The organism is Nocardia sp. NBC_00881 (assembly GCF_045207455.1).
GTDB lineage: Bacteria > Actinomycetota > Actinomycetes > Mycobacteriales > Mycobacteriaceae > Nocardia.
This window is the reverse complement of the sequence record NZ_CP108798.1, coordinates 1,418,508-1,439,886: the sequence shown is the minus strand read 5'-3', so window position 1 is coordinate 1,439,886 and position 21,379 is coordinate 1,418,508. Positions and strand designations below refer to the sequence as shown.

Genomic DNA, 21,379 nt, shown 5'->3' with positions numbered 1-21,379 from the left:
CATGGCTGACATGGAAAGGCCTGCTTGGGTCGACGACGAGCTATTTCCGTTCGAGAGCCGTTTCGTCGCCATTGACGGGCACACGATCCACTACGTCGACGAAGGGTCGGGGCCGACGCTGTTGTTCCTGCACGGCAATCCGACATGGTCGTTCGTGTATCGCGAGGTGATCGGTGCCCTGCGAGACGAGTTCCGCTGCATCGCACTCGATTACCCCGGCTTCGGGCTGTCCTCGGCCCGCCCGGGCTACCGGTATCTGCCCGAGGAACACATCCAGGTCGTCACCGCCTTCATCGATGCCCTGGCTTTGAACGGCGCCACCCTCGTGGCGCACGACTGGGGCGGCCCCATCGGCCTCGCCACCGTCGAACAGCGGCCCGACGCATTCGAGCGTTTGGTGCTGGCCAACACCTGGGGCTGGCCGATGAACGGTGATCCCAAGGCACACATCGCCTCTCATGTGATGGGCGGCCTCGTTGGGCGCCTGCTGATCAGGCGGCTCAATCTGTTTGTCAATGCGATGATCCCCGCCGGGCACCGACTGCGGAAGCCGACCGCCGAGGAGATGGGCCACTATCGGAAGGCGCTCGCCACCTCCGATCGGCGCCAAGCGACAGCCGTACTGCCGCGAAGCATCACCGCCAGCCGCGCCCTTCTCACCGATGTCGAGGCGAACCTTCCCAACCTGGCATCACTCCCGACGCTCATCATCTGGGGCGACGCCGACGTCGCTTTCGGGGACAAGGACCGACGGCGATGGGAGCAGCTCTTCACCGACCACCAGACTGTGATCGTCGAAGGCGGCGGCCACTTCGTGCAGTCCGACGCACCCCACCGGTTCGCGGCAGCGATCCGAGACTGGCGATGAAGGACTCCTCATGAGTCGCAAGGCAGGAGTCCTGATCGCGGTCTACGTCGCGGTGCTCGCCATCAACCTCGACATCACGATCGTCAATGTCGCGCTGCCCAGCATCGCGACCGAACTCGGCGCAGAGACGCGCGGCCTGCAGTGGGTCGTCGACGGCTACAACCTCGCGTTCGCCACGCTGGTACTGGCCGCCGGGAGCCTGTCCGACCGCTACGGACGACGGCCGGCCCTGTTGATCGGATTGCTCGGATTCGCGTTGATCAGTGCGGCGGGGGCCGTGGCCGAGGGCACCGGCACGCTGATCGCGGCACGCTTCGGCATGGGAGCGTTCGCCGCGCTGATTTTCCCCACGACCCTGTCGATCATCACCAACACCTTCCGCGACCGCCGCCAACGTGCGGCGGCAATCGGCGGGTGGGGCGCGATGGTCGGGGTCGGCGTCGCATCTGGGCCGGGCTGCGGCGGGCTGCTGCTCGAACATTTCTACTGGGGCAGCGTGTTCTGGGCACTGGTGCCGCTCGCGCTGGCGGCCGCGGTTCTCGGGTTCCTTCTGGTGCCCGAGTCACGCGACCTATCCGTGCCCGCGCTCGACATGCGCGGCCTGGCAAGCTCGATCGCGTTCCTCGGAACGCTTGTCTACACGGTGATCGAGGCACCCGAGCGCGGCTGGAACAGCAACGGGACTCTGATCGGATTCGCGATCGCTGTGGGGCTGGCTGTCGCATTCATCGCGGTGGAACGCGCAGCCGAGCACCCGATGCTCGACATCCGGCTGTTCACGGATCGACGGTTCAGCGCCGCCAGTGCAGCGGTCACGGTCACCTTCTTCGCGCTGTCGGGGTTCATCTTCCTGATCACCCAGTACTTCCAGGTCGTGCGCGAGTTCGGTCCGCTGTCGACCGGCGCCCGCATCCTCCCGGTCGCTCTGACGATCGCGATCGGCTCGGTAGTCGGCGGGCTGCTCGCTCCTCGCCTTGGCACGCGTACAGTCGTGGTCACCGGGCTCATCTCGTTCGGCACCGCGATGGCGTGGATCGCCGGCAGCGTCGAGATCGACACCCCCTACTGGACGACGATCGTCCCGCAAATGCTGCTGATGGGCCTGGGGATGGGGCTGATCGCGACCCCGGCAACGGAGTCGATCATGCTGGTACTTGCGCCGTCGCGGGCCGGTGTCGGCTCGGCGGTGAACGACGCCACTCGCGAGTTGGGCTCCACGCTAGGTGTCGCGGTGGTCGGCTCGGTGTTCTCGTCGATTTTCGGTTCTCGTCTCCTCGAGAGTGCCTTCGCCGCGACCGGAAAGGCCACCGAAGCCGCCGACTCCGTGCCGGTCGCGTTCGGGATCGCAGCCGGCCATCGGGGTCTGCTCTCGGCCGCGCAGGACTCGTTCATGTCCGGGCTCACGGTGGCCTGTGTCGTGGTCGCCGCACTGTGCTACGCCACGGCCGGTGCAGGCCTGGTCGCGCTGCCCGGCCGACGGTTCCAGCCGGTCGTTGCCGTCGTGGCGGACGAATCCGACTCGGTGACCGCGGCCTGAGCCGTCGTCGCCCGCAGCGGAGTTGTGCCGAAGTCCATGTCACGCGTTCCTGACCGCGGCGGCCTTGCCCAGGTCGAGGACGTGAACGGACTTCTCCCGCATCTCGACCTTGCGGACCTTGCCGGTGACGGTCATCGGGAACTCGTCGACGACCAGGACGTAGCGCGGGATCTTGTAGTGCGCGAGTTTCCCGGTGGCGAAGGCCCGGAGACTCTCAGTCGTCACCTCGCCGGCTCCGTCGCGCAGCTTGACCCACGCGCAGAGCTCCTCGCCGTACTTGACATCCGGCACCCCGATGACCTGGGCGTCGACGATGTCGGGGTGGGTGTAGAGGAACTCCTCGATCTCGCGGGGATAGATGTTCTCCCCGCCCCGGATGACCATGTCTTTGATCCGGCCGGTGATGTTGACGTACCCGTCGGCGTCCATGACCGCGAGGTCGCCGGTGTGCATCCACCGCGTGGCGTCGATCACCTCGGCGGTCTTCTCGGCGTCGTTCCAGTACCCCAGCATCACCGAGTACCCGCGGGTGCACATTTCGCCCACCTCCCCCCGTGGCACGGTCAGGCCGGTCATCGGGTCGACCAGTTTGATCTCCAAGTGCGGGTGTACCCGCCCGACGGTCGAAACGCGCAGTTCGAGGCAGTCGTCCACGCGTGTCTGGGTCGAAACGGGACTGGTCTCGGTCATGCCGTAGCAGATCGTGACCTGCTCCATACCCATCCGGGTCACGACCTGCCTCATCACCTCGACCGGGCACGGCGACCCGGCCATGATCCCGGTGCGCAGGCTCGACAGGTCGTAGGCCGCGAAGTCCCGGTGGTTGAGCTCGGCGATGAACATCGTCGGCACTCCGTACAGCGAGGTGCACCGCTCCCGCTGCACCGCCTCGAGGGTCGCCGCGGGGTCGAAGCCCTGCGCCGGGATGACCATCGTGCAGCCGTGAGAGGTGCAGGCCAGGTTGCCCATCACCATGCCGAAGCAGTGGTAGAACGGCACCGGTATGCACACCCGGTCCTCCGGGGTGTAGCCGCAGGTGGCACCGACGAAGTAGCCGTTGTTGAGGATGTTGTGGTGCGACAGGGTCGCCCCCTTGGGGAAGCCTGTCGTCCCCGAGGTGTACTGGATGTTGATCGGGTCGTCCGGTGACAGCGCGGCCTGCGCCTTCGCCAGCCGGGCGGCGTCCCCGCGTCGACCAGCTTCCAGCAATCCGTCCCACTCGGCCGTCCCGATCAGCACCACCGAGCGCAGTTGAGAACAGTTCCCGCGGACCTCTTCGATCATCCCGGCATAGTTCGACGTCTTGAACTCCCGCGCCGACACCAGTACCGAGATCCCGGCCTGCTTCAGCACGTATTCGAGCTCATGCGTTCGGTAGCTCGGATTGATGTTGACCAGGATGGCGCCGATCTTCGCCGTCGCGTATTGCAGCAGCGTCCACTCGGCCATGTTCGGAGCCCATATACCGACCCGGTCGCCCTTGGCGACGCCGGTTTCCAACAGTCCCAGAGCGAGGATGTGGACGTCCTCACGCAGCTGTGCGTAGGTCCACCGCCGGCCGGTCGGGACCTCCACCAGGGCCTCCCGGTCCGGGTGCGCGGCGACCGTGCGGTCGAAGTTGTCGCCGATGGTGTCTCCGAGCAACGGCACATCAGAGGTGCCGGAGGTGTAGGACGACCTCACCGGCGCTGCAGGGGTCTGGTGGTTGCCATTCACGCTTGCTAACCCTTCGTGGGAGCCGGGATCACGGGGAGCACGATGCGGGAGGGCTTGGTCGCGTCGTGGCGATTTCCTGCCGGGCCGGGCGCGAGCGCGTTCCTTGCTCGATGGGCTCGCCCGTGTTCAGGTTCCGGTCCCAGCACGGGAAGTTGCTGGATGTGACGTGCACCCGGATGCGGTGACCGGCGCGGAACACGTAACTGGTCGACCACAGGTCGATGACCTGTTCGGTGAACTCGCCCGGCGTCGCCACCGCGCGCACGATGCCGTCGACGATGTTGCGTGAGAGGCCTTCTGTGTCGACGTCGCAGAGGCGGACAACCCAGTCGGTCGTCGGTCGCCGCGGTGAGGTAGGCCTGGATGCGGCCGGTGATCTCGAGGTCCTTGGCGAGTGGGTCGCTGGTGTAGACGAGGACGTCGGGCCGTGCTTCGACCCGGGCTTGGTCCAAGGGGCCGGGCGGGAACTCGTTCGACATCAGCAAGGCGCCGCCGGTGGTCGGCACCGGGTCGGTGGGGTCGTAGGTGAAGGCGCCGGTTCTTTCCCCGGCTCCTGGGGCGTCGAAGGCGAGCCGGTCATCCGCGCGGAGGAACAGGTCGGTGTCGATGGCGCGGGCGAAGAGCCCGTCGTCCGGTTCCGACCAGGTGATCCTCGGCGAGATCGCATTCAGCTCCGGCGGCTTGGCGAGCGCGGCCATCCACTGAGTATTGCCCAAATAGCTGCCCCCGAACATCCCGACCGACCCGTTCGAACCCGGAAGCGCGGCGGCCCAGCGGACCGTGTCGTAGCCGTCCTCCATCTCGAACGTCCACGGCTCCCACTCGCCGTCCGAGGCGAAGCGGCCCCGCGTGTCCTGGACGACGACGAGGAAACCGCGCCGCGCGATCCCGACCGAACCCAGCATGGCGGCGAACATCGGCGTGTTCTTGCCGTAGGGCAGCCTGGTCAGCAGCACGGGCCACGGCCCGCCGGTGGTGGGCCGGTAGACGTCGGCCCGCAGCACGACACCGTCGCGCATGGTGGCCGACACGTCGTGTTCGATCGTCACGTCAAGCACTGGGAGCCTCCTCGTTCCTCGCGCCGATGCGAGTGACCGGATCCTGACAGACCGGCTACACCCCGCAGTACACCCGAACGGGTGTACCGGCGCGAACGCCGGTGCGGTGTCGTGAGCTGGAACGACGAGGAGGTAACGGTGAACGACGTGGATCGCCCCCGCTCGCGTCCGGTCCGGGGCGAGTTCACGTGCGCCTGCGTGGTCCTGGCCGGCACAAGTGCGACCGAGGAGGAGCTCATCTCCTTCGCTGGCCGTTCACTGGCCGCTCACAAGCGACCGCGGCTGGTGCGGTTCGCCGACGACCTCCCGAAGAAGCCCTCCGGCAAGATCATGCGCCATGAGCTGATCAAGCAGTTCCCGTCGTGACAAATGCCGGTGAGGGCGTGTTTGATGAGGGAGTGCGGGCGCACCCCCTCATCGATCTCGGGAAGCAGTACGCGGACCTGCTCGCGGCGCTGGACCGTGGCGAGGCGCTGCGGCGAGCCCTGGTCCTGCTCGCCGTCGGCTCGGAGGTTCATCGCGAACGCCCGCGGGCAAGGCCTGCTCTGACCGGCCGGCGGCGACGTTTCGCTGCGGGCTTTGATCAGCCGAGCTCGAGTTCCTTGGCCCACGACGGCACGAGGTCCCAGATCAGGATGCGCAGCTGCCGCACCGGTTCGGCGTCGGGGTCGCTGCGTTCGAGCACATTTCGGGCTTGCTGGCTCGGGGCGATGTTCCGGGATGGCGGGAGTTCGTCGCGGTCGGTCGCGCCTTCGCCGAACGCCGGGAGCTCACGCTCGACAGCATCGACCTGTCCGGCCCGGTCCGCCTCGACGAGGAAGGCGGGTGACCTGGTGATCTCGCCGTTGACGGCGGAGGACATCCCGTCCGAAGCGACGGCGCTCGAGGCCGAGCTGACCGAGATGCTGCCGTTCGCGCCGAACGTGTCACTGCTGATCGAGCTGAACAAACGCACCGGCAGCGAGAACATCAACTTCTTCGGCGCGATCGAGGTCGACCTTAGCGGACGACACGCCAAGTGATAGATCATTCTCGCTGGTGAGACAGTCGAGAACGTGTCCGCGACATCGGTTCGCTCGGCGTGTCACTGGCAGAAGAGCTGGGTGACGTTGCGTTCGCGTTCGCGTTTGACGTTGGCGCGGGAGGCGTCGAGTGATCGGCGGAGGGTGCGGTTCTCGCTCGTTGTCTTGGTCAGGTTCGCGTTGAGTGTGGTGAGAAGGGTTCGCAGTTTGGCGTTTTCGTCAGTCAGGTGGTTTCCGTCAGGGTCGTAGAGCTGTCCGGTCAGGTCGCTGATGCGGGCGTCGCGGTCCTTGAGCGCGGTGCGCAGTGAGCGGATGATCGCTTCGGCGTTCAGGGCGCGTTCGCGCCAGGATGCGGTCTCGGCATCGACGGCCTGTTCAGCGCGTTTGGCGGTGGCAGCTTGGGAGGCGTCACGGGCTGTCAGGACGGCTTTGGTGAGTTCGGGGCGGCGTTTGTCGTAGATGAATGTCCGGCCGACGCCGGCGAGGTCGCAGACGTTCTCGATGGTGAACGGCGCGCCGGTCTTGGTGAGTTTGGTCAGGGCCCGGCGAACACGCTTCTCACAGTCAGCGCTGGTGCGGGAGCGTTGCGCGATTGCCTCGGCCGGGCGACGACGTTTATTGGCTGTCAACGGGTTTGGCCTCCTGGATGCCGTCGTTGCCGGGTTGGCTGCTCGTATTCAGTTGGTTCACTTGCCATCCGGTGGAGAACAGCGGGTCGAAGTAGTCGTGGACCGGGGTGCGGAGGTCGAGATTTTCGGCGGTTTCGAGTAGGCCGAGTTCGTCCAATGCGTCGCGCAGGCCGGTCAGCACGGGTTCCCAAGGCTCCCATTGGCGGAGGATGTAGTCTCGCGCTTCGTCGGTGGGTGCGCCCTCGGCGAAGTGGATTGCGGCGTCGCGTTTGCGTTCCCAGTAGGCCAGGTCGGCGCCGGTGAGCACGAAATGCTCGCAGGCACCTTTCGGGCCATCGCTGCAGTTCTTGCCGTAGGGGCAGGTCGCGCCGCCGACGACCGGACCGTAACGGCACAGACCATGCTCGACTGGCACCACCGCCAGGTCGATCCGTGCCGCTGCGGCGGCGGGGTTGTCGGCCTTGAGGTCGGTGGGGCGCAGCAGGATGGTGCCGGGCTTGTTCATTCCGGGGCCTGCAGTCCAGACCTGCTGGAGATGCCGGGTCATCGTGTTGTTGCTGTAGTTCGCGTAATGGGCCAGCGCTTCTTCGGAGAAGTGCCCGAGCAGTTGGCGGACAAGGGCGGGTGGTGCGCCGTTGTTCAGGAGCGAGGTGGCCAGCGTCGCCCGGGTCTGGTGTGTGGTGATCGAGCTGAGCCCCAGGCTTTCGAACCAGCTTGTCCAGACCTCGCGGAATCGGGACTGGGAAACTTCCAGTGTCAGGTCGGGATTCAGGGTGACCCGTGGGAACAACGGCATCGCCCGGTCCCAGGATGCTTCCAGCCGGGCTTGGCCGCGGTCGTCGAGCCGATCGAGTTCATCGCGGTAGCGGATCCGAAGCTTGGCTCGGGTGATCTCCTGGCGGCGGAGCAGGCGCTCGTAAACCGGTAGGTAGCATGGCATTCCGTAGTCGACGACGCCGGCTTTGGTGATGTCGCGCCAGATGTAGGGCTGGGCGGCGCCGACGAGTCCGATGCAGCCGAGCCGGAGCTTGAGTGTCTCGCTGATCCTGCCGCCCTGAAACGCCTGTGCGAGCCAGACGTCGGAGAGGCCGAGGTGGTCGTCGTCGATGGCGTCGAGCGCGCGTAGGTTGTCCGGGTCGACCAGTTGCTGGAAGTCGCCGTAACTAAGCGGCCGCGGCCGCGGTTTCTTCGAGGGATTCGGGTATTCCGGCAAGCTGAGGATGAACGGGTCCAGCTCGGCGGCAGTCCGGCCCTGTGCACGGCCGTGCCGCAGGACTTGCCGGATGGCGATCATGAACATCGTCCGAGTCGTTTCCGTCAGCGTGCGGGGCTCGTTGTGGGAGGACACGACCGGGAGCGGGGTCTTCTCCTGATACCACAGATCCCAGGTGTGTTTGAGCGCGTCGGCGTCGGCCTTGCCGATCGCCTCGGGGACGTTCCCGTGGTCGCCGCGGTTCTGATGCAGGATCCGCGACAACAGTGCTATGCCGGCGATCCGCGGGCTAATCGTCGACGACGAGGGACGTTTCCCTTGCGGTTTCAGTGCCTCGTCGTGCAGATGGTCCCAGAGGAGGTCGCGGAGCCATCGTTGCGTCACGGCGGTGAGATCCCAAGGCTTGCGGCGGTGTTCGTGTCCCTGTGTTCCGGGGAAAGGCGCGGCGCCGACGATCATAGGGTCGAACCACCCGGCGTCTTTGGCGGCGTCGGCCGAGACCATGAGGCTGCGAGCGGCGATGGGAAGATGCATCCAAATTCGCCGCTCCCATGGTTGCCTGCTGCGCTGGGCGGCCAAATCGGCGACTGCCGGATCGTTGAGTGACTGCACCCCCGCTTCTGCCAGCCCGTCAACGACGGCTTGAAGCCCGAAGGGGCGCAACTGCGACCGCCGGGCGGTATTCGCGTACCGGTGCAACGCATAACGGATCTCCTGTTGCAGACCTGCCGGCAGGTTGGCCAGCGACAGCCGACCACGGCAGCTCGGCAACAAGACCGACGCGAGGAGCTGCGGGGCTTCGCACAGATCCTTCCAGGAGGTGCTACCCGATTGTGCACCAAATGATTTCAGCCACCGGTTGATGCGCTGTGCGTGCCCGCGGCAAACCTGGCGACACTCCCGGTCGAGAGTTACCGAGAGTCGTCCGTCGTGGACGCAACGATCAACCGAGCACGTTTCGAACGGCGGACGCGGTTCCTGCCGCGGCAGCCAATCCTGCTCGTTGATGCCCTGGGCCTTCGCTCGAGACAGACTTGAGTTGTGTGCGGAGCAGTAACTTCTGCGCTCGATCTCCCGGGGGCAGCGGTCGACTTTGCAGAGCGGTCCGCGGACCAATGCCCAGCCGAACATCGGAGCCTGGATGGGTTTCGTGGTGGCAATGTAGTCCTCGAGCTGTGTGGTCTTCCTGACCTGGAGATAGCCTCGTGCATGTGTGGCGCACAACGGAATCGTGTCGGTTGCGCGCAACGTGCCCTCGCACTCGCTGACCCGGCAGACCCAGCCGAAGGTGGAATGAAAAGGCGGAAATTCGATCGGTTCTGCCAGCAGCCAAGCCGGGAAACATTGACTAGCGAGCTGGTAACGCTCTTCAGGGCCCAGCTTCAGATAGTCGCTCGACGTGACAGGAACCGGCACCGGCCGCACTTCGCTGGCCGTCACAGCCGTCGTCATTCCTCCGCTCCGCTTGTCACGCCCGGTGTCAGGTAATGCTCGGCCGGTGGGCGGGCGGTTGCCTCCCATGCCTGCTGCAGGAACTTCATCGCGTGCCGGTTGGCGGACTTGCCGTAGACGTCAGTCACCATGGCTGGGCTGGACCATCCGAACTCTTGGGCCACCAGCTCGGCGTTGAAATCGGACTCGGCATAGAGACCGGCGGCAGCCTTGTGACGGAATGAATGTGGGAGAACCCGGACGTCCAAGCCAGCGCGGTCGCAGGCTCTGCCCAGCACCTTGCGGACGCCGCCGGTGTGCAGCGCCGCGCCGGCGGTGGCGCCGCCCAGATGGACCAGGATCTGCTCGTGGTCGACCAGGTGCTGGATCGGATGGAACTCGTCCAGGAGATAGGCGTAGAAAGTGCTGATCATGTCGTCGCTGACCGCGCGGATGACGCCGTCGACGGTGTAGCCGTCCCTGGTCGGGCTGGCCGAGACGTAGGACTTGGCCCGCGCCCCGTTGGGGTTGTCGTCGCGGCCGACCACGTGAACGTGCGGGTCGGCGCGCTGCCCACAGGGATGGTGCCGAGTCAGGTGCAGGTCGCAGAACCGCAGACCGCAGAGGCCGCCGACGCGCAGGCCACCGTCGTGCAGCCAGGTGACGATCATGACGTCCCGGGCGGTCGTGAGGACCCCGGGCTCGAACAGTGCCTCCACGATCTCGTCCGGCAGGAACCGCGGCCGTCGCGAACCTTTGCGCGGCGCAAGCGGATTCGACTCGATCGACCGCTTCGACCGCCCGTGCTGGGTGAAGCTGCGACCGGATGTCAGAGCCTCCACCAGATCCGGCCGGACCTCGCCGGTCACCTGCAGCGACAGGTAGAACGCCTTCACCACCGTCGCGACGTTGCCCGCGGCCGACGTGCCGAGCGGCTTCTGGTCCGGCCGTCGCCAGGCCAGGCCATAGACGCCGTCGGCCTGGCCGGTGACGCCGCTCATGTAGCGGCGCAGGTCATCGAAGGTGACCGAGTCAGGGCCGCGGTTGTTCACGTGCAGCCAGTTGAGGTGATCGACCAGGCTGTAGGCGTAGGTCTCCTGCGTCGCAGTCCCGTACCGGGTCAGTACTGCCAGCGCAGGCCGGTGCACCTCCCCGGCCGGGGTGAAGATCCAGTGCGACAGCCGCCCGTCGCGATGGCGAACCTTCCGGACAACGAATCGGTCATCATCCACGCCCGGCCGCCGCCGGTGTGGCCATGTGAGTGGCGAACGTAAACATCAATACCTGTTCGCCACAGGATGATTCACGGATGGGTACGAATATTGCGGACACCGATTACGTGGGCACTAAGGTCGACCTCGACGCCGAACTCGCACACCTCGGGCCGACCGGGTACCGGCCGCTCCGCGTCCGCGACACCCTCTTCTGACCTCGACCTCGACCTCGACCTCGAGTAGGCGTATAAGAGCGTTCGAGACGGCCACAGCAGACGCCGGAAATCAACTGTCCGTGGTCATCTCGACAGGGCGTCCGCTCATCCCCTTTGAGTCGATAGGCGGTTGAGAGTGATGAGCAGCCGGCAGAGGGGAATCAGGCGTCGGGGAGGACAAGCTCGGCGTTCACGCCGTCGCCGAGCAGGAAGTACCCGAGGAAGGTGACGCCGTCCTCCTGTGCATCGAAGCGTGCGATGCGTATGCCCTCGGGTTCGTAGAACACGTCGCGGGGTTTGAGCGCGGTTTCCGGTTGTCCTTCGATCTGATAGATGACCGACCCCGTCTCGATATTGCCGAAGACCGGCCCGTTGTGGATGTGCAGCCCTGCGGCGTATCCGGGTGCGATGGTGATCCGCCGGATCTCGACACGCTGGGTGGCCAGCGGCTGCGGCAGTTGCTGGTCCATCACGATCACACGGCTCAGCGGCGGGGCTGGGCCAGCCCGGTCTCCGTCCACAGCGTGGTATTCGGCGTCCGTCACAGCCTGCGCGAACTCCGCCGTACTCCTGTCCACCGGAAGTTCCTCGATGGCCAGATGCGTCATCGAGTTGCCGGGAGTCGCTCCGTGCCAATGCCATTCGTCGGCCTCGATCCGCACGGTGTCGCCGGTGCGGATGGTCTCGACCGATCCCCCGCGGCGTTGCACGAGCCCCGCGCTGTCGGTCACCACGAGCACCTGCCCGACCGGGTGACGGTGCCAGCGCGTGCGGGCACCAGGGGCGAACCGGACGCTGTCGACCTGCGTCCGTGACGGGCCGTCGGGGACGGCGAGTTCTGCGACGCACGCGTCACCGGTGATGAACGCGGATGAAGCGGATACGGCAGTGTGAGGAGGGTGGGATATGCGCATGCTTGTCGTATTTCCTTGATGTCGTGCGGTTCTCGAAACTCAGTGGATGGTGTGGGCGGTGAGCAACGCGAGGATTCCCTCGACCGCCTGCTCGAAAGGCGTTGCGCTGTCGGCGGCCCGGGCCAGGACGTACCCGCCCTGTAACGCGGCGACGATCGCCGCCGCCGTGGCCGCCCGCTCGTGCCTGGTGAAGCCCAAGAGCGCGCGCCCGCGCACCCGCCGCCGGTCACGCCGAACATGTTCTGGAAACCGTGTACTGGGACGCCGGTAGATTGCACTGCCAGTGAAGAACCATCGACGCAGCCGCGGCCAAATCGGCCGCGGCGAGGCTACTCCCGTGGAGTGGCCTGGCGCGGAGGAGCGGTGAAACCCCTGCCCGCGCCGAGTCCGCGACGGATCTAGCGCGGAGCATCACCACAAATCTCCTACGTGCCGTAGTAGCAAGGTGTCTACGTGGGTACGGTGAAATCTGTTGTACCGCAATACTGAGAGACGACTGTTACGGGAAGGTAGAGATGTTTGCCGGTCGCCGCGATTTCCTGATGGGTGCTACCGCGGCTTTGGCCGGGGTGCCGTGGCTGCGTGGGCAGACCGAACCGCCGGGCGATACCTCAGCACACATCCAGTCGGTCGACGAACCTCTGCTCGACGGAAATGAGCAGATTGCGATGCTGCTTTACCCTCAATGCACGGCACTGGACTTCATCGGTCCCCAGTATGCGTTCGCATGCCTGTCAGGCGCCACCCTGCACCAGGTCGCGGTCACCATGGACCCGATAGTCACCGACACAGGAGTGACCCTGACGCCGACTGCAACCCTCGATCAATGCCCTCGTGATGTCGATGTGCTGTTCGTGCCCGGTGGAACGAACGGAACGCTGGCCGCCATGCGCGACGACAGCGTGGTTCAGTTCGTTGCGGATCGCGGCGGAACAGCGAGATGGGTCACCAGTGTCTGCACCGGTTCGCTGCTGCTGAGCGCGGCGGGACTGTTGCACGGTTACCGGGCCACATCACACTGGGCCGCACGCGATCTACTCGCCGAAGCAGGCGCGATACCGACCGATTCGCGGGTCGTCGTTGACCGCAATCGGGTCACGGGCGCCGGCGTGAGCGCTGGATTGGACCTCGGTTACGTCATCCTCTCGCTGCTGCGCAACCAGCGCTACGCGGAAACGGTGCAACTGATGGCCGAATACGCACCGCAGCCACCGTTCGACGCAGGCTCTCCCAACACTGCCCGGCAAGCGACGAAAACCATGGTGGAGGAAATGTTCACAGACTTCCGCACCGGGGTGAAGGACACATTGCGCGCCACGCGTTGAGGAATCCACTTCTTCCGGTTCGAGGGCGCCGCGAGCTGTATTACACCGCCGCTGCGCTGTCGAGCGCATCGTTCGACTTGGGCAACTTCGCGGCGGCTGAAACCCACGCCGCACTGTCTTCATGGCTGCGGAACTGGCTGGTCACAACGGGATACGGCGGGAGGATCCGCGGCACACAGGCCCTGATCGCCTACTGGGATGACCGGCCCGCGCCCGCCTGCGCCCAAGGCGCCGACGATGCTCTGCTACGCGCCGCACAAACCCGTCTGGCAATCATCGCCCCGACGATCCGGGTGGCATGATGGCCTTCCCGATGGCCAAACAACAGCTCTACGGTGGCTCCGCCCGTTTGTGGCTCGGTGGGCAACCCAACCTTGCCGCGGCCGAACGACTCTCTGCCGACGAGCACTGATGCGCGGGCGGCGGGCAGGCAGGTCCTGGGCGCGATCTGCGCACCGCTGCGAGGGGTGCCGAGCAGTCGGATTCGTTCCTCGGTGGGTGATCCCGGTTCGGCGGTGAGCCCGTACAGTGCCCAGCAGCAGGCATCCGGGAATTCCAGTACCTGGTAGACGAATTCGAGGTTACCGACGTCGGGGTGGTGTATGCGTTTGGTGCCGATGCGGTGGAAGCGCACGAGGGTCGCAACGGCACATGGCTCGGCGGCCAGCTGCTCAGCGCCCGAGCCGGGTCTTTCCACAAACACGTCAAGGTGGTGCCCTACCTGGAGGACGACATCGTGGGACGCGTCGAGCGGCTTGGCGCCACGGATTCGCCGGAAATGGGATCGGACTGGCTGAACGCCGAAGGGCGGGAGGGGAAGCGATCTTCTTCGGCGGCCGGCTCGCGGGGCCACCACATCTGGCGTCGCCCGCGGTGCTCGACTCTTGCTCCCGGTGGTCCGCGATAAGCGCTACGGTGAAAGTTGTTCGTACACCACGGGCACGAATCCCGAACGGACGCTTGCGCGGTCAATGACTGACGCTATGAAATCGAGTGAGGAAGTACCCATGATCCTGAATATGCACCATGACCACGGACGAACCCGCCGTGTTCTGATACGCGGCGCCGTTTCGGCCGCGCTCGCACTAACGCCGACTACAGTCCTGGTAGCGCCCGCGCTCGCTGCTCCGGTGGTGCTCGAGCCCGCCGACCAAATTGAGACATCTACCGATCAGACCGAAACAGTCGACAGCTACGGCGATCCCATTCACCGCGGCGGCCGGGGCAACGGTTGGGGCCGTGGGTGGCGCAGCGGATCCGCCGGAGGTTCGTTCTGAGCCGGCGCGGTGCGACTACGGCCACCAATTAGACAGAGGTGGCCGTAAGGTCCCGCCGCAATGCTTATTGCGGCGGGGCCAGAACGCGCACGGGCACGCTGACGCTCCTGTCGCTCCAGATTCCGAACGGAAAGCGCGCTCGGATCGAGGACGTAGTCGTAGACCGGCACCGACAGCGCCGGCCAACAGCCCGCCGAGCAGTACCGCGCGAGTCGCGGCCGGTCGACAACAGGCCGCGTCTCTACGGCCGCCGCAACCACTGCCGTGCACATGCAGCTCACCCCCCGGGCTTGGCCTTCAGCTCACTGATGGCCGCCGCGAGGTCACCGCGGAGCACTGTCGTGTTCTCCCAACGCGGCGCGGTGAGCGTGGTCGAGGCAATGTACTTGGGGGCCTTCAAGGAACAGTGCTCCGGAGGTATAGCCGATTCGGGCACGTCGACCTCGGGGAGACCCCTACCGCCAGCGCGGTCCGGGAGATCGCCGAGGAGCTGGGCGTCCGGCTCGACCCGGCCGCGCTGGGGCCAGGCCGTCGCTGACTCGCAAACTGCCCGACCGGCCCGCCGCAGTGCCGATCTACCAGCGCGGCCGAACCCGCCTGCTGGCCCTGGACTTCGACAGCGCCGGCCACGGCCACGCCACCGTCGAGCGGGCCCTACAACGCTGTCTGGGCAGGCTGCGGGACGCCGGAGGATGCGCGATCACTGACCGATCGACAAACGGCGGCCGCCACATCTTGGTCCCGCTCCCGATCGGCATCACCCTCGACCTCGCACAGGCCGACCTTCTCATGCGGCTACTTGCCGCCCGCGGAAAGGGCGGCACCGCGTTCACGTTGTTGCACGGTCGCGGAGCGGGATCTCCAAGTGGACCGTCTGAAATCCGGGCCCGCTGTGCCGCGCGTCGTGGACGATATGGCCGTGGGTAAGCCAGAATTCGAGGGCTCCTGGCGTCCTGGCGTCGGTGTGCAGGTAAAGGCGGTCGAAATCCGGGGATTCGGTGACGAATTCGATCGCCGCGAGGACAAGTCGGCTGGCGAGTCCACGCCGGTGGTGCTCGGGCCGTACATAGACGCGGAACAACTGAGCTGTGCGTGGGTCGGGGTATCGCTCGGCGAGCCACCGCGGGTGCGGCGGGTGGCGCGGGCCCTGGGCGCGGATCGCTGTGGTGGCGACGATCCGGCCCTCGTGTTCGACGACCCAGAGCCGGTTGCGGGGGTGGCGCAGGTACGTGGACTCCGGGTCGATCACATCGGCGTGGTGTTCGGGCCGGTAGCCTATGCCGAACACCTGGTAGAAGGTGTCGAGCATGACGCTGCGGGCGCCGTCGACATCGCTCGCGTCGGCCAGGCGAAGTCTGTAATCGGTGGTGGTGGGTACGGTCATCGCAGTGCTCCCAGTTCATGGTCGAGGACTTCGACCCCCTCCACGGCGACCGGTCCCGGGCCGGTGTACCCGAACGGAAGGCCGATCATGCGGTTGTCTCGGATGGCTCGCAGCACCGCCAGTTGGGGCCGGTCACGTAACGCCTGCCGGACGGATTCGGGCGTCTGCTCACCCTGGGTGAGCAGGATGAGGATGTTCGGATCCCGGTCGATGAGGGCCTCGGTATTGATTTCCGAGTAGCGGAGGTCACTGTCGCCGAAAACGTTGTCCAGGCCGAGTATTCGCATCTGGGCCGCCACGGTGCTGGTGCGGCCATAGGCACTGATCTTGGCTCCGTCGCGGGAGATGATCAGCGCGGCGGCGCGCACAGGGGCGCGAGCCTTGTTGCGGTCGCCCACCGCGGCGACGCGCTGACGCAGTGATGTGACCTCGGCGTTCGCCGCCGCGCTGGTCCCGAAGAGCTGGCCGTAGAGTTCGATATCGGAGAATATGTCGTCGAAACCGCCTGCTGCGTCGCGGCAGTAACCCCGGGTGACCAGCAGGGGGATGTTTACCTGGGCGAGGTCGTCGGCGGTAACCGCCGCACCTTCGAAGCTGACGACGAGGTCAGGGGCGCGGTTGATGATCTCCTCGCGCGCGAGTTCCCCGGTGCGCGAGGTGGTCTCGATGCCTGCGAGTTCGTCGGCGTATTCGCCGGGTAATGGGGCGGATTCGAAGGTTCGGGTGACGATGCGGTCCGCGGCGCCGGCGGCGGCGACCAGCGGGGCGGCGACCGAGCCGACGGTGACCACTCGCTGCGGCGGTACGTCGAAGGTAACGTCGCGGCCGCAACTGGAGATGGTCATCAGTAATCCTTCTGCGGTCGAGCTTGCGACCTTGCGCGGACTGCCGCAGCCGGCGAGCAGGGCGGCGGTGAGTAACGCGACGGCTGGCACAATATGCCGCGCGCCGCGGGTCAGACGGGTGGCCATGTTGTCAGGTTTCCTTTCGAGCGAAGCTTTCAGGGCGCTGCGCGCTCCGCCGCGGGAGGGGGAAATTCGCTTTTTCGTGTCAAAGATCAGTGCGGTGACTGTTGGGACCGGCGAACCAGCATGAGCAGCAGGGGCGCGCCGGCCACTGCGGTGACGATGCCCAGCGGCAGCTCACGCGGAGCGAAGGCAAGGCGAGCTACCACATCGGCCAGGACCAGGAACAGTGCGCCCAGCAGGGCCGAAATAGGAAGCAGACGGCGATGCCGGGCGCCGACGCACAGCCTCGCGACGTGCGGCACGATGAGGCCCACGAATCCGATCGCTCCCGCCATGGCGACGACCCCACCTACCGCCAACGCGACGATGCCCAGGACGATCATCCGCAGCCGGGCCGGGGAAAGGCCGAGCGCACGCGCCGTGTCGTCGCCGGCGGCGAGCATGTCCAGCCGGGTGGCCAGCAGGACCAGGGCGGTGATCGCCGCGGCGGTGACCGCGGTCGTCGTCACCACCGAGGACCAAGCTGCCGATCCGAGAGAACCGAGCAGCCAGAAGAGCACAGTTCGCGCCCCCTCTTGGTCGTCGGAGGCGAAGATGAGGAAGCTGGTCGCGGCGGAGAATAGATAGCCGATGGTGACGCCGCCCAGGAGTAGCCGCAGCGAGGTCATCTGCCCGTTGAGGCGGGCGATGGCGAACAGGAGCGCGGTCGCGACCACGGCACCTGCGAACGCGCTGGCGGCGAGCGCTCCAGAGGCGATGGATACGCCGAACAGCAGAGATACCGCTGCTCCAGTGGAGGCTCCGGAGGTGACTCCGAGGATATGGGGATCGGCGAGGACATTGCGGACCAGCGTCTGCAGGACCGCTCCCGCCACCGCTAGGGCGGCGCCGGCCAACGCACCGAGCAGTACGCGAGGCACCCGTATCAGCCAGACGATCGAATCCTGAGCAGCAGTCCACTCCGCGGTCGCTGGCATACCGATGGTGTGGTGGCCGATGATCCGGGCGACAGTGAGCGGTGGCACTGATACGGGACCGAGGCCGGTGGCCACGAGGAGCACAAGCGCCAGTCCGGCGCCGAGGCCGCTGAGCCACATCAGCAGTCGGGCGCGCTCCCGCGCGTAGTCGAGGTCGTCGACGGATTCCTCCACCGGCAGTGTTGCGCTCATCGGGTGGCCGCCTCTCCGTGGGCCGAATTTCGCTCGAGTGGTTCCACCCGGCCGGATTGCGATTCGCGGGGCCCGAACAGGAGTTGGGTTTCGCCGAATGCGATGCAGCGCTGCACGCGAACGCCGTAGACCGGTTCGATGATTTCCGGAGTCAGTACCTCGTCGACCGGGCCCGCGGCTACCACCCGACCGCGGTGCAGGAGGACCAGTGCGTCGCAGTAGCGCGCCGCGAGATTCAGATCGTGCAACACGACGAGGGTCGTGGTGTCCTTCAACTGACGGATGAGCCCGAGTAGTTCGTGCTGATATCCGATGTCCAGGTGGTTGGTGGGCTCGTCCAGTAGCAGGTGGTCGGCATGCTGTGCGAGCGCGCGGGCGATGAGTACCCGCTGGCGTTCACCACCGGACAGATGAGTCATAGGCCGGTCGGCGAGGTGCCTGGCACCGACTCGCTCGAGTGCTGTCGCCGCGATGATGCGGTCGCGACGCGAATAGCCCTGCATCGGACGAGCCCACGGTGCGCGGCCGAGGAGGACAGTGTCGGTGACAGTGGCCGGAGTTTCCGAAGGTGTCTCCTGGGCGACCACCGCGAGCCGCGCGGCGAGGGACCGGCCACGTATTGACTCGACCGGAACATCGTCGATGGCGACCACGCCCGAATGCGGGCGCAGCGCCCGGTAGATCATGCGGAGCAGGGTCGATTTGCCTGAGCCGTTCGGGCCGATGAGCCCCACGGTGCTGCCCTGTTCCGCGACCAGATCGACGTCGTCGAGCACGAGGTTGCCCCCGTAGGAGAAGAGGATGCCTGCGGCGCTGATCATCGGGCGACCGCCGCGGCTACGGGGAGATTCATCGCTGGGTATCGCCTTTCGTCGTGAACTGTTCCGGAGGCGGTGAGGTTTCGACGGCCGACAGGAAACCACGCCGACGGAGGGCGAGGATCCCGCATGCCGAGACGACGCCTATTCCCGTGCAGCAGAGGGCAGGTGGCCACGCGGAGGGTCCGCCGGACCGGTCGATCAGTGCGCCCAGCCCCGAGGTGGTGGCCACCGTGAAGATTCCGGAGGCCAGATAGAAAGCACCGAAGTACGTACCAGTGAGGGCGGTGCCGGTGAATCGCGGGATGGCCTCGCTGACGAAGGGCTGCACCATCGCCACCCCGACCGCGAGCACGACGGCTGCCGCCAGTACTGGTAGGAGACACACCGTGAGCGCAAGTGGCCTGGAGTCTGTGAGCATCGCGCCCAGTGGGGGCACCAGGAATGCCCCACCCAACAGCGCCATTCCGGCCGCCATCGCCGGACCACGGTCCCGGCGCCTACTCAGTGCCCGGGTGACAGGCACCTGACAGGCCACCACGGCCGCCGTTTCCACGAGGAACAGCGCGGCCACGGCCGCCTGACCGGCCAGTTGCTGTATCTGCAGGGTGAAGAGGAAATATATCTGGCTCTGTAGCGCGAACATCCCCATCAGGGCGGAAGCGAAACCCCAGAAACGGACGTCGGTGAACACACGGACGAGATCAGCGCTCAGCGCGGTGTCGCGGGCGGTTACGGGCGGCGCGGGCAGCAGCAACAGTTGGGCGAGGGTCAGCGTCGCGAACACGGCGGCCGCGGCGACCGCGGTGAGCCGGAAACCGGCGCCTATCAGTAGCGCGCCGACCAGCGGACCCACCGCGGAGCCGATGTTCCCCATCACGTTGAACACGGCGAACGCGTGCGCGGACCGGTTCCCGCTGTCCCGGGCGATATACGCGCGGACAGCCGGGTTGAACAGCGCACCGGCGAACCCGGTAAGCACGGAGCCGAGCAGTACCACCGGCAGCGAACCGCCGACGGCGAACGACACGAACCCGACCGACCGTATCCCGGCTCCGATGATGATCACACCGCGTGCGCCGAGCCGGTCGGAGGCCGATCCACCCACTAGGAACAAACCCTGCTGACTGAGGCTACGGACGCCGAGTACCACCCCAACCACGGTCGCCGAAAGGGCCAGATCGGTGAGCAGGTAATCGGCCAGGAACGGAACCAGCATGTAGAAACCGATATTGCCGAGCAGATGGTTCATCAGCAGGAGCCGCACGGACAGTGGAAAGCTCCCGAAGAAACCGACACGGTTCATCAACCGGCCTCGCGCGGAGTCGAACTGGCCGAGGCAGGCCGAGAACCCGATCGAACGGTGGAGGCAGCGGCCGCGGCCGCGCACCGATTGCACATCCGGAACAACGGCCCGAAGTCAATGATCACGGTGTCCGGCACAACTCCGGTGAAACGGACTTCCCACAGCAAACCTCCCACTCCAAACAGATAACGATAACCGTTTGCTGTTAGCTTTGGACAAGCACATCCACGACGCTGACTCGACGGCATCAAGACGTGCATATCCCGGCAGCTGGAGACGCGATCCGGTCGCCGTTCTCGACAGCCGTGGCGGTATCGAGGCCGCCGGTGACCACCACGCTCGCCCGGCCCGGCACGAGATCGGCCAACCCCGGCTGAAGCGACGGCAGGGACGGCTCATCGGCACCCGCTGGATGTCCTTGTATAACACTGGCAAGCCAACTGCTTAGTGGAATCTCAGCCCGTTCCGTAGTAGACCCGGCGACTCACGCCGCGGTGAGCACCCGGGCGATGACCGGCGGGATGTTGCGCAACACCGGTGTGCGCTCGAAGACCGGCAGCAGCACCGCGAGCGGACCGCGCGGCGGCCCGAAGTTACCCACCTCGACGTACTTGATGCGCGGACTCCAGCCACACAGGAGCGCCGAGAGGCCGTCGCGTTTGACCCCCCACGGCATCGGCGGGGCCGTATAGTTCCTGGTCTTGGCGAACCCTTTCATCGTCTTGCGGGAGAACCACGGCGGAATCGCGTCGAACATCAGCTGCACACCGGGAAGCCGGCCCACGATCGCGGTGACAAGTGTGCGCACATCAGGCTCGTCGAAGTACATGAACAGACCCTGCGCGGTGATGAAGACCGGTCCGGGCGAGATGTGGTCGAGCCACGCCAGATCTAATGCGCTGCAGGCGATATGGCGGCATCGCGGTCCAGCGGGCAGGAAACGTTCCCGCACCGCAATCGACTCTTCGACATCGACGCACACCCACTTGACGGCCCCGTTGTCGCAGCGCTGGAACTGGGTCTCCAGGCCCGCCCCGAGTTCCACGACCGTCCCAGAGGGATTCTCGGCGAGCCAGCCACACACAGCGTCGTCGAAGATTCGGGCGCGTTGGGCATGGGTTCCGTCCGGCTTACCGAAGTTGTACTGGTAGTCGTAGGCGATCGAGTCGTAGATCCGGACGCAATCGGGATCGTGCAGTATCCCGCCGCTTCGCGTGGCTTCGGCGGCGCGGTTGTGCAGCGTCCACAGCATCGTCTCGGGAATGCCGGTCAGCTCGACCTCATTCGACATAGGAACACTCCATGCTCGGTTCGG

At 66.3% G+C, this 21,379-nt stretch carries 21 protein-coding genes and 1 pseudogene; 6 read left to right on the top strand and 16 right to left on the bottom strand.

Features of this window, described 5'->3' with window-relative positions:
- Position 1: 1 nt before the first annotated feature.
- Both OH799_RS05900 and OH799_RS05895 read left to right on the top strand, forming a co-directional pair.
- Positions 2-868 (top strand): alpha/beta fold hydrolase, encoded by an 867-nt coding sequence (locus OH799_RS05900; RefSeq protein WP_406276513.1) that lies wholly within the window; start codon positions 2-4, stop codon positions 866-868.
- A gap of 10 nt (positions 869-878) precedes the next feature.
- Positions 879-2,405 (top strand): MFS transporter, encoded by a 1,527-nt coding sequence (locus tag OH799_RS05895; protein ID WP_406276511.1) that lies wholly within the window; start codon positions 879-881, stop codon positions 2,403-2,405.
- Positions 2,406-2,444: 39 nt separating this feature from the next.
- Here the strand turns inward: OH799_RS05895 and OH799_RS05890 are convergent, their stop codons facing one another.
- Positions 2,445-4,121, bottom strand: coding sequence for an AMP-binding protein (locus tag OH799_RS05890; RefSeq protein WP_406276509.1), 1,677 nt, complete (start codon positions 4,119-4,121; stop codon positions 2,445-2,447).
- A 28-nt stretch (positions 4,122-4,149) separates the two neighbouring features.
- Positions 4,150-5,140 (bottom strand): annotated as a pseudogene (locus tag OH799_RS05885) (CocE/NonD family hydrolase).
- A 177-nt stretch (positions 5,141-5,317) separates the two neighbouring features.
- Here OH799_RS05885 and OH799_RS05880 point away from each other — a divergent pair.
- On the top strand, positions 5,318-5,545 hold the full coding sequence (locus OH799_RS05880; RefSeq protein WP_406276507.1) for an AMP-binding enzyme: 228 nt from the start codon (positions 5,318-5,320) through the stop codon (positions 5,543-5,545).
- A 217-nt stretch (positions 5,546-5,762) separates the two neighbouring features.
- On the opposite strand, the gene OH799_RS05875 is transcribed toward OH799_RS05880, so the two are convergent.
- The gene (locus OH799_RS05875; protein ID WP_406282960.1) at positions 5,763-6,041 is read right to left on the bottom strand and encodes an SOS response-associated peptidase family protein; all 279 of its coding nucleotides are present in this window, start codon (positions 6,039-6,041) and stop codon (positions 5,763-5,765) included.
- On the opposite strand from OH799_RS05875, the gene OH799_RS05870 reads away from it, so the two are divergent.
- Positions 6,025-6,201 (top strand): hypothetical protein, encoded by a 177-nt coding sequence (locus OH799_RS05870; RefSeq protein ID WP_406282957.1) that lies wholly within the window; start codon positions 6,025-6,027, stop codon positions 6,199-6,201. The genes OH799_RS05875 and OH799_RS05870 overlap by 17 nt on opposite strands.
- A 62-nt stretch (positions 6,202-6,263) precedes the next feature.
- Here OH799_RS05870 and OH799_RS05865 read toward each other — a convergent pair whose 3' ends face one another.
- The 5 genes from OH799_RS05865 to OH799_RS05845 all read right to left on the bottom strand — a co-directional run bounded on the left by OH799_RS05865 (position 6,264) and on the right by OH799_RS05845 (position 12,033).
- A complete protein-coding gene (locus OH799_RS05865) occupies positions 6,264-6,830 on the bottom strand; it encodes a hypothetical protein (RefSeq protein WP_406276506.1) in 567 nt (188 codons plus the stop codon).
- Complete coding sequence (locus OH799_RS05860) at positions 6,817-9,495, bottom strand: tyrosine-type recombinase/integrase (RefSeq protein WP_406276504.1); 2,679 nt, start codon at positions 9,493-9,495, stop codon at positions 6,817-6,819. The genes OH799_RS05865 and OH799_RS05860 overlap by 14 nt, the downstream gene beginning before the upstream one ends.
- The gene (locus OH799_RS05855; RefSeq protein ID WP_406276502.1) at positions 9,492-10,706 is read right to left on the bottom strand and encodes a tyrosine-type recombinase/integrase; all 1,215 of its coding nucleotides are present in this window, start codon (positions 10,704-10,706) and stop codon (positions 9,492-9,494) included. Before OH799_RS05855 ends, OH799_RS05860 begins: the two co-directional genes overlap by 4 nt.
- A gap of 358 nt (positions 10,707-11,064) precedes the next feature.
- Positions 11,065-11,817: a cupin domain-containing protein gene (locus tag OH799_RS05850; protein ID WP_406276500.1), complete on the bottom strand. Its 753-nt coding sequence runs from the start codon at positions 11,815-11,817 to the stop codon at positions 11,065-11,067.
- A 39-nt stretch (positions 11,818-11,856) separates the two neighbouring features.
- Complete coding sequence (locus OH799_RS05845) at positions 11,857-12,033, bottom strand: hypothetical protein (protein ID WP_406276498.1); 177 nt, start codon at positions 12,031-12,033, stop codon at positions 11,857-11,859.
- Between the two features lie 299 nt (positions 12,034-12,332).
- On the opposite strand from OH799_RS05845, the gene OH799_RS05840 reads away from it, so the two are divergent.
- The gene (locus tag OH799_RS05840) at positions 12,333-13,142 is read left to right on the top strand and encodes a DJ-1/PfpI family protein (protein WP_406276497.1); all 810 of its coding nucleotides are present in this window, start codon (positions 12,333-12,335) and stop codon (positions 13,140-13,142) included.
- Positions 13,143-13,332: 190 nt separating this feature from the next.
- On the opposite strand, the gene OH799_RS05835 is transcribed toward OH799_RS05840, so the two are convergent.
- Complete coding sequence (locus OH799_RS05835) at positions 13,333-13,845, bottom strand: hypothetical protein (RefSeq protein WP_406276495.1); 513 nt, start codon at positions 13,843-13,845, stop codon at positions 13,333-13,335.
- Positions 13,846-14,696: 851 nt separating this feature from the next.
- Entirely contained in the window at positions 14,697-14,819 is a 123-nt protein-coding gene (locus OH799_RS05830) for a hypothetical protein (protein ID WP_406276493.1), read from the bottom strand.
- Between the two features lie 6 nt (positions 14,820-14,825).
- Between OH799_RS05830 and OH799_RS05825 the strand changes: the two genes are divergently transcribed.
- The gene (locus tag OH799_RS05825; RefSeq protein ID WP_406276491.1) at positions 14,826-14,957 is read left to right on the top strand and encodes an NUDIX domain-containing protein; all 132 of its coding nucleotides are present in this window, start codon (positions 14,826-14,828) and stop codon (positions 14,955-14,957) included.
- 291 nt (positions 14,958-15,248) lie between these two features.
- Here the strand turns inward: OH799_RS05825 and OH799_RS05820 are convergent, their stop codons facing one another.
- The 6 genes from OH799_RS05820 to OH799_RS05795 form a co-directional block, all read right to left on the bottom strand.
- Positions 15,249-15,803 (bottom strand): GNAT family N-acetyltransferase, encoded by a 555-nt coding sequence (locus OH799_RS05820; RefSeq protein WP_406276489.1) that lies wholly within the window; start codon positions 15,801-15,803, stop codon positions 15,249-15,251.
- Entirely contained in the window at positions 15,800-16,774 is a 975-nt protein-coding gene (locus OH799_RS05815) for an ABC transporter substrate-binding protein (protein WP_406276487.1), read from the bottom strand. Before OH799_RS05815 ends, OH799_RS05820 begins: the two co-directional genes overlap by 4 nt.
- 86 nt (positions 16,775-16,860) lie before the next feature.
- On the bottom strand, positions 16,861-17,940 hold the full coding sequence (locus OH799_RS05810) for a FecCD family ABC transporter permease (protein ID WP_406276485.1): 1,080 nt from the start codon (positions 17,938-17,940) through the stop codon (positions 16,861-16,863).
- Complete coding sequence (locus OH799_RS05805) at positions 17,937-18,761, bottom strand: ABC transporter ATP-binding protein (RefSeq protein ID WP_406276483.1); 825 nt, start codon at positions 18,759-18,761, stop codon at positions 17,937-17,939. The genes OH799_RS05810 and OH799_RS05805 overlap by 4 nt, the downstream gene beginning before the upstream one ends.
- Before the next feature lie 28 nt (positions 18,762-18,789).
- Positions 18,790-20,064, bottom strand: coding sequence for an MFS transporter (locus OH799_RS05800; protein ID WP_406276481.1), 1,275 nt, complete (start codon positions 20,062-20,064; stop codon positions 18,790-18,792).
- Between the two features lie 484 nt (positions 20,065-20,548).
- A complete protein-coding gene (locus OH799_RS05795) occupies positions 20,549-21,355 on the bottom strand; it encodes a class I SAM-dependent methyltransferase (RefSeq protein ID WP_406276479.1) in 807 nt (268 codons plus the stop codon).
- Positions 21,356-21,379 lie beyond the last annotated feature (24 nt).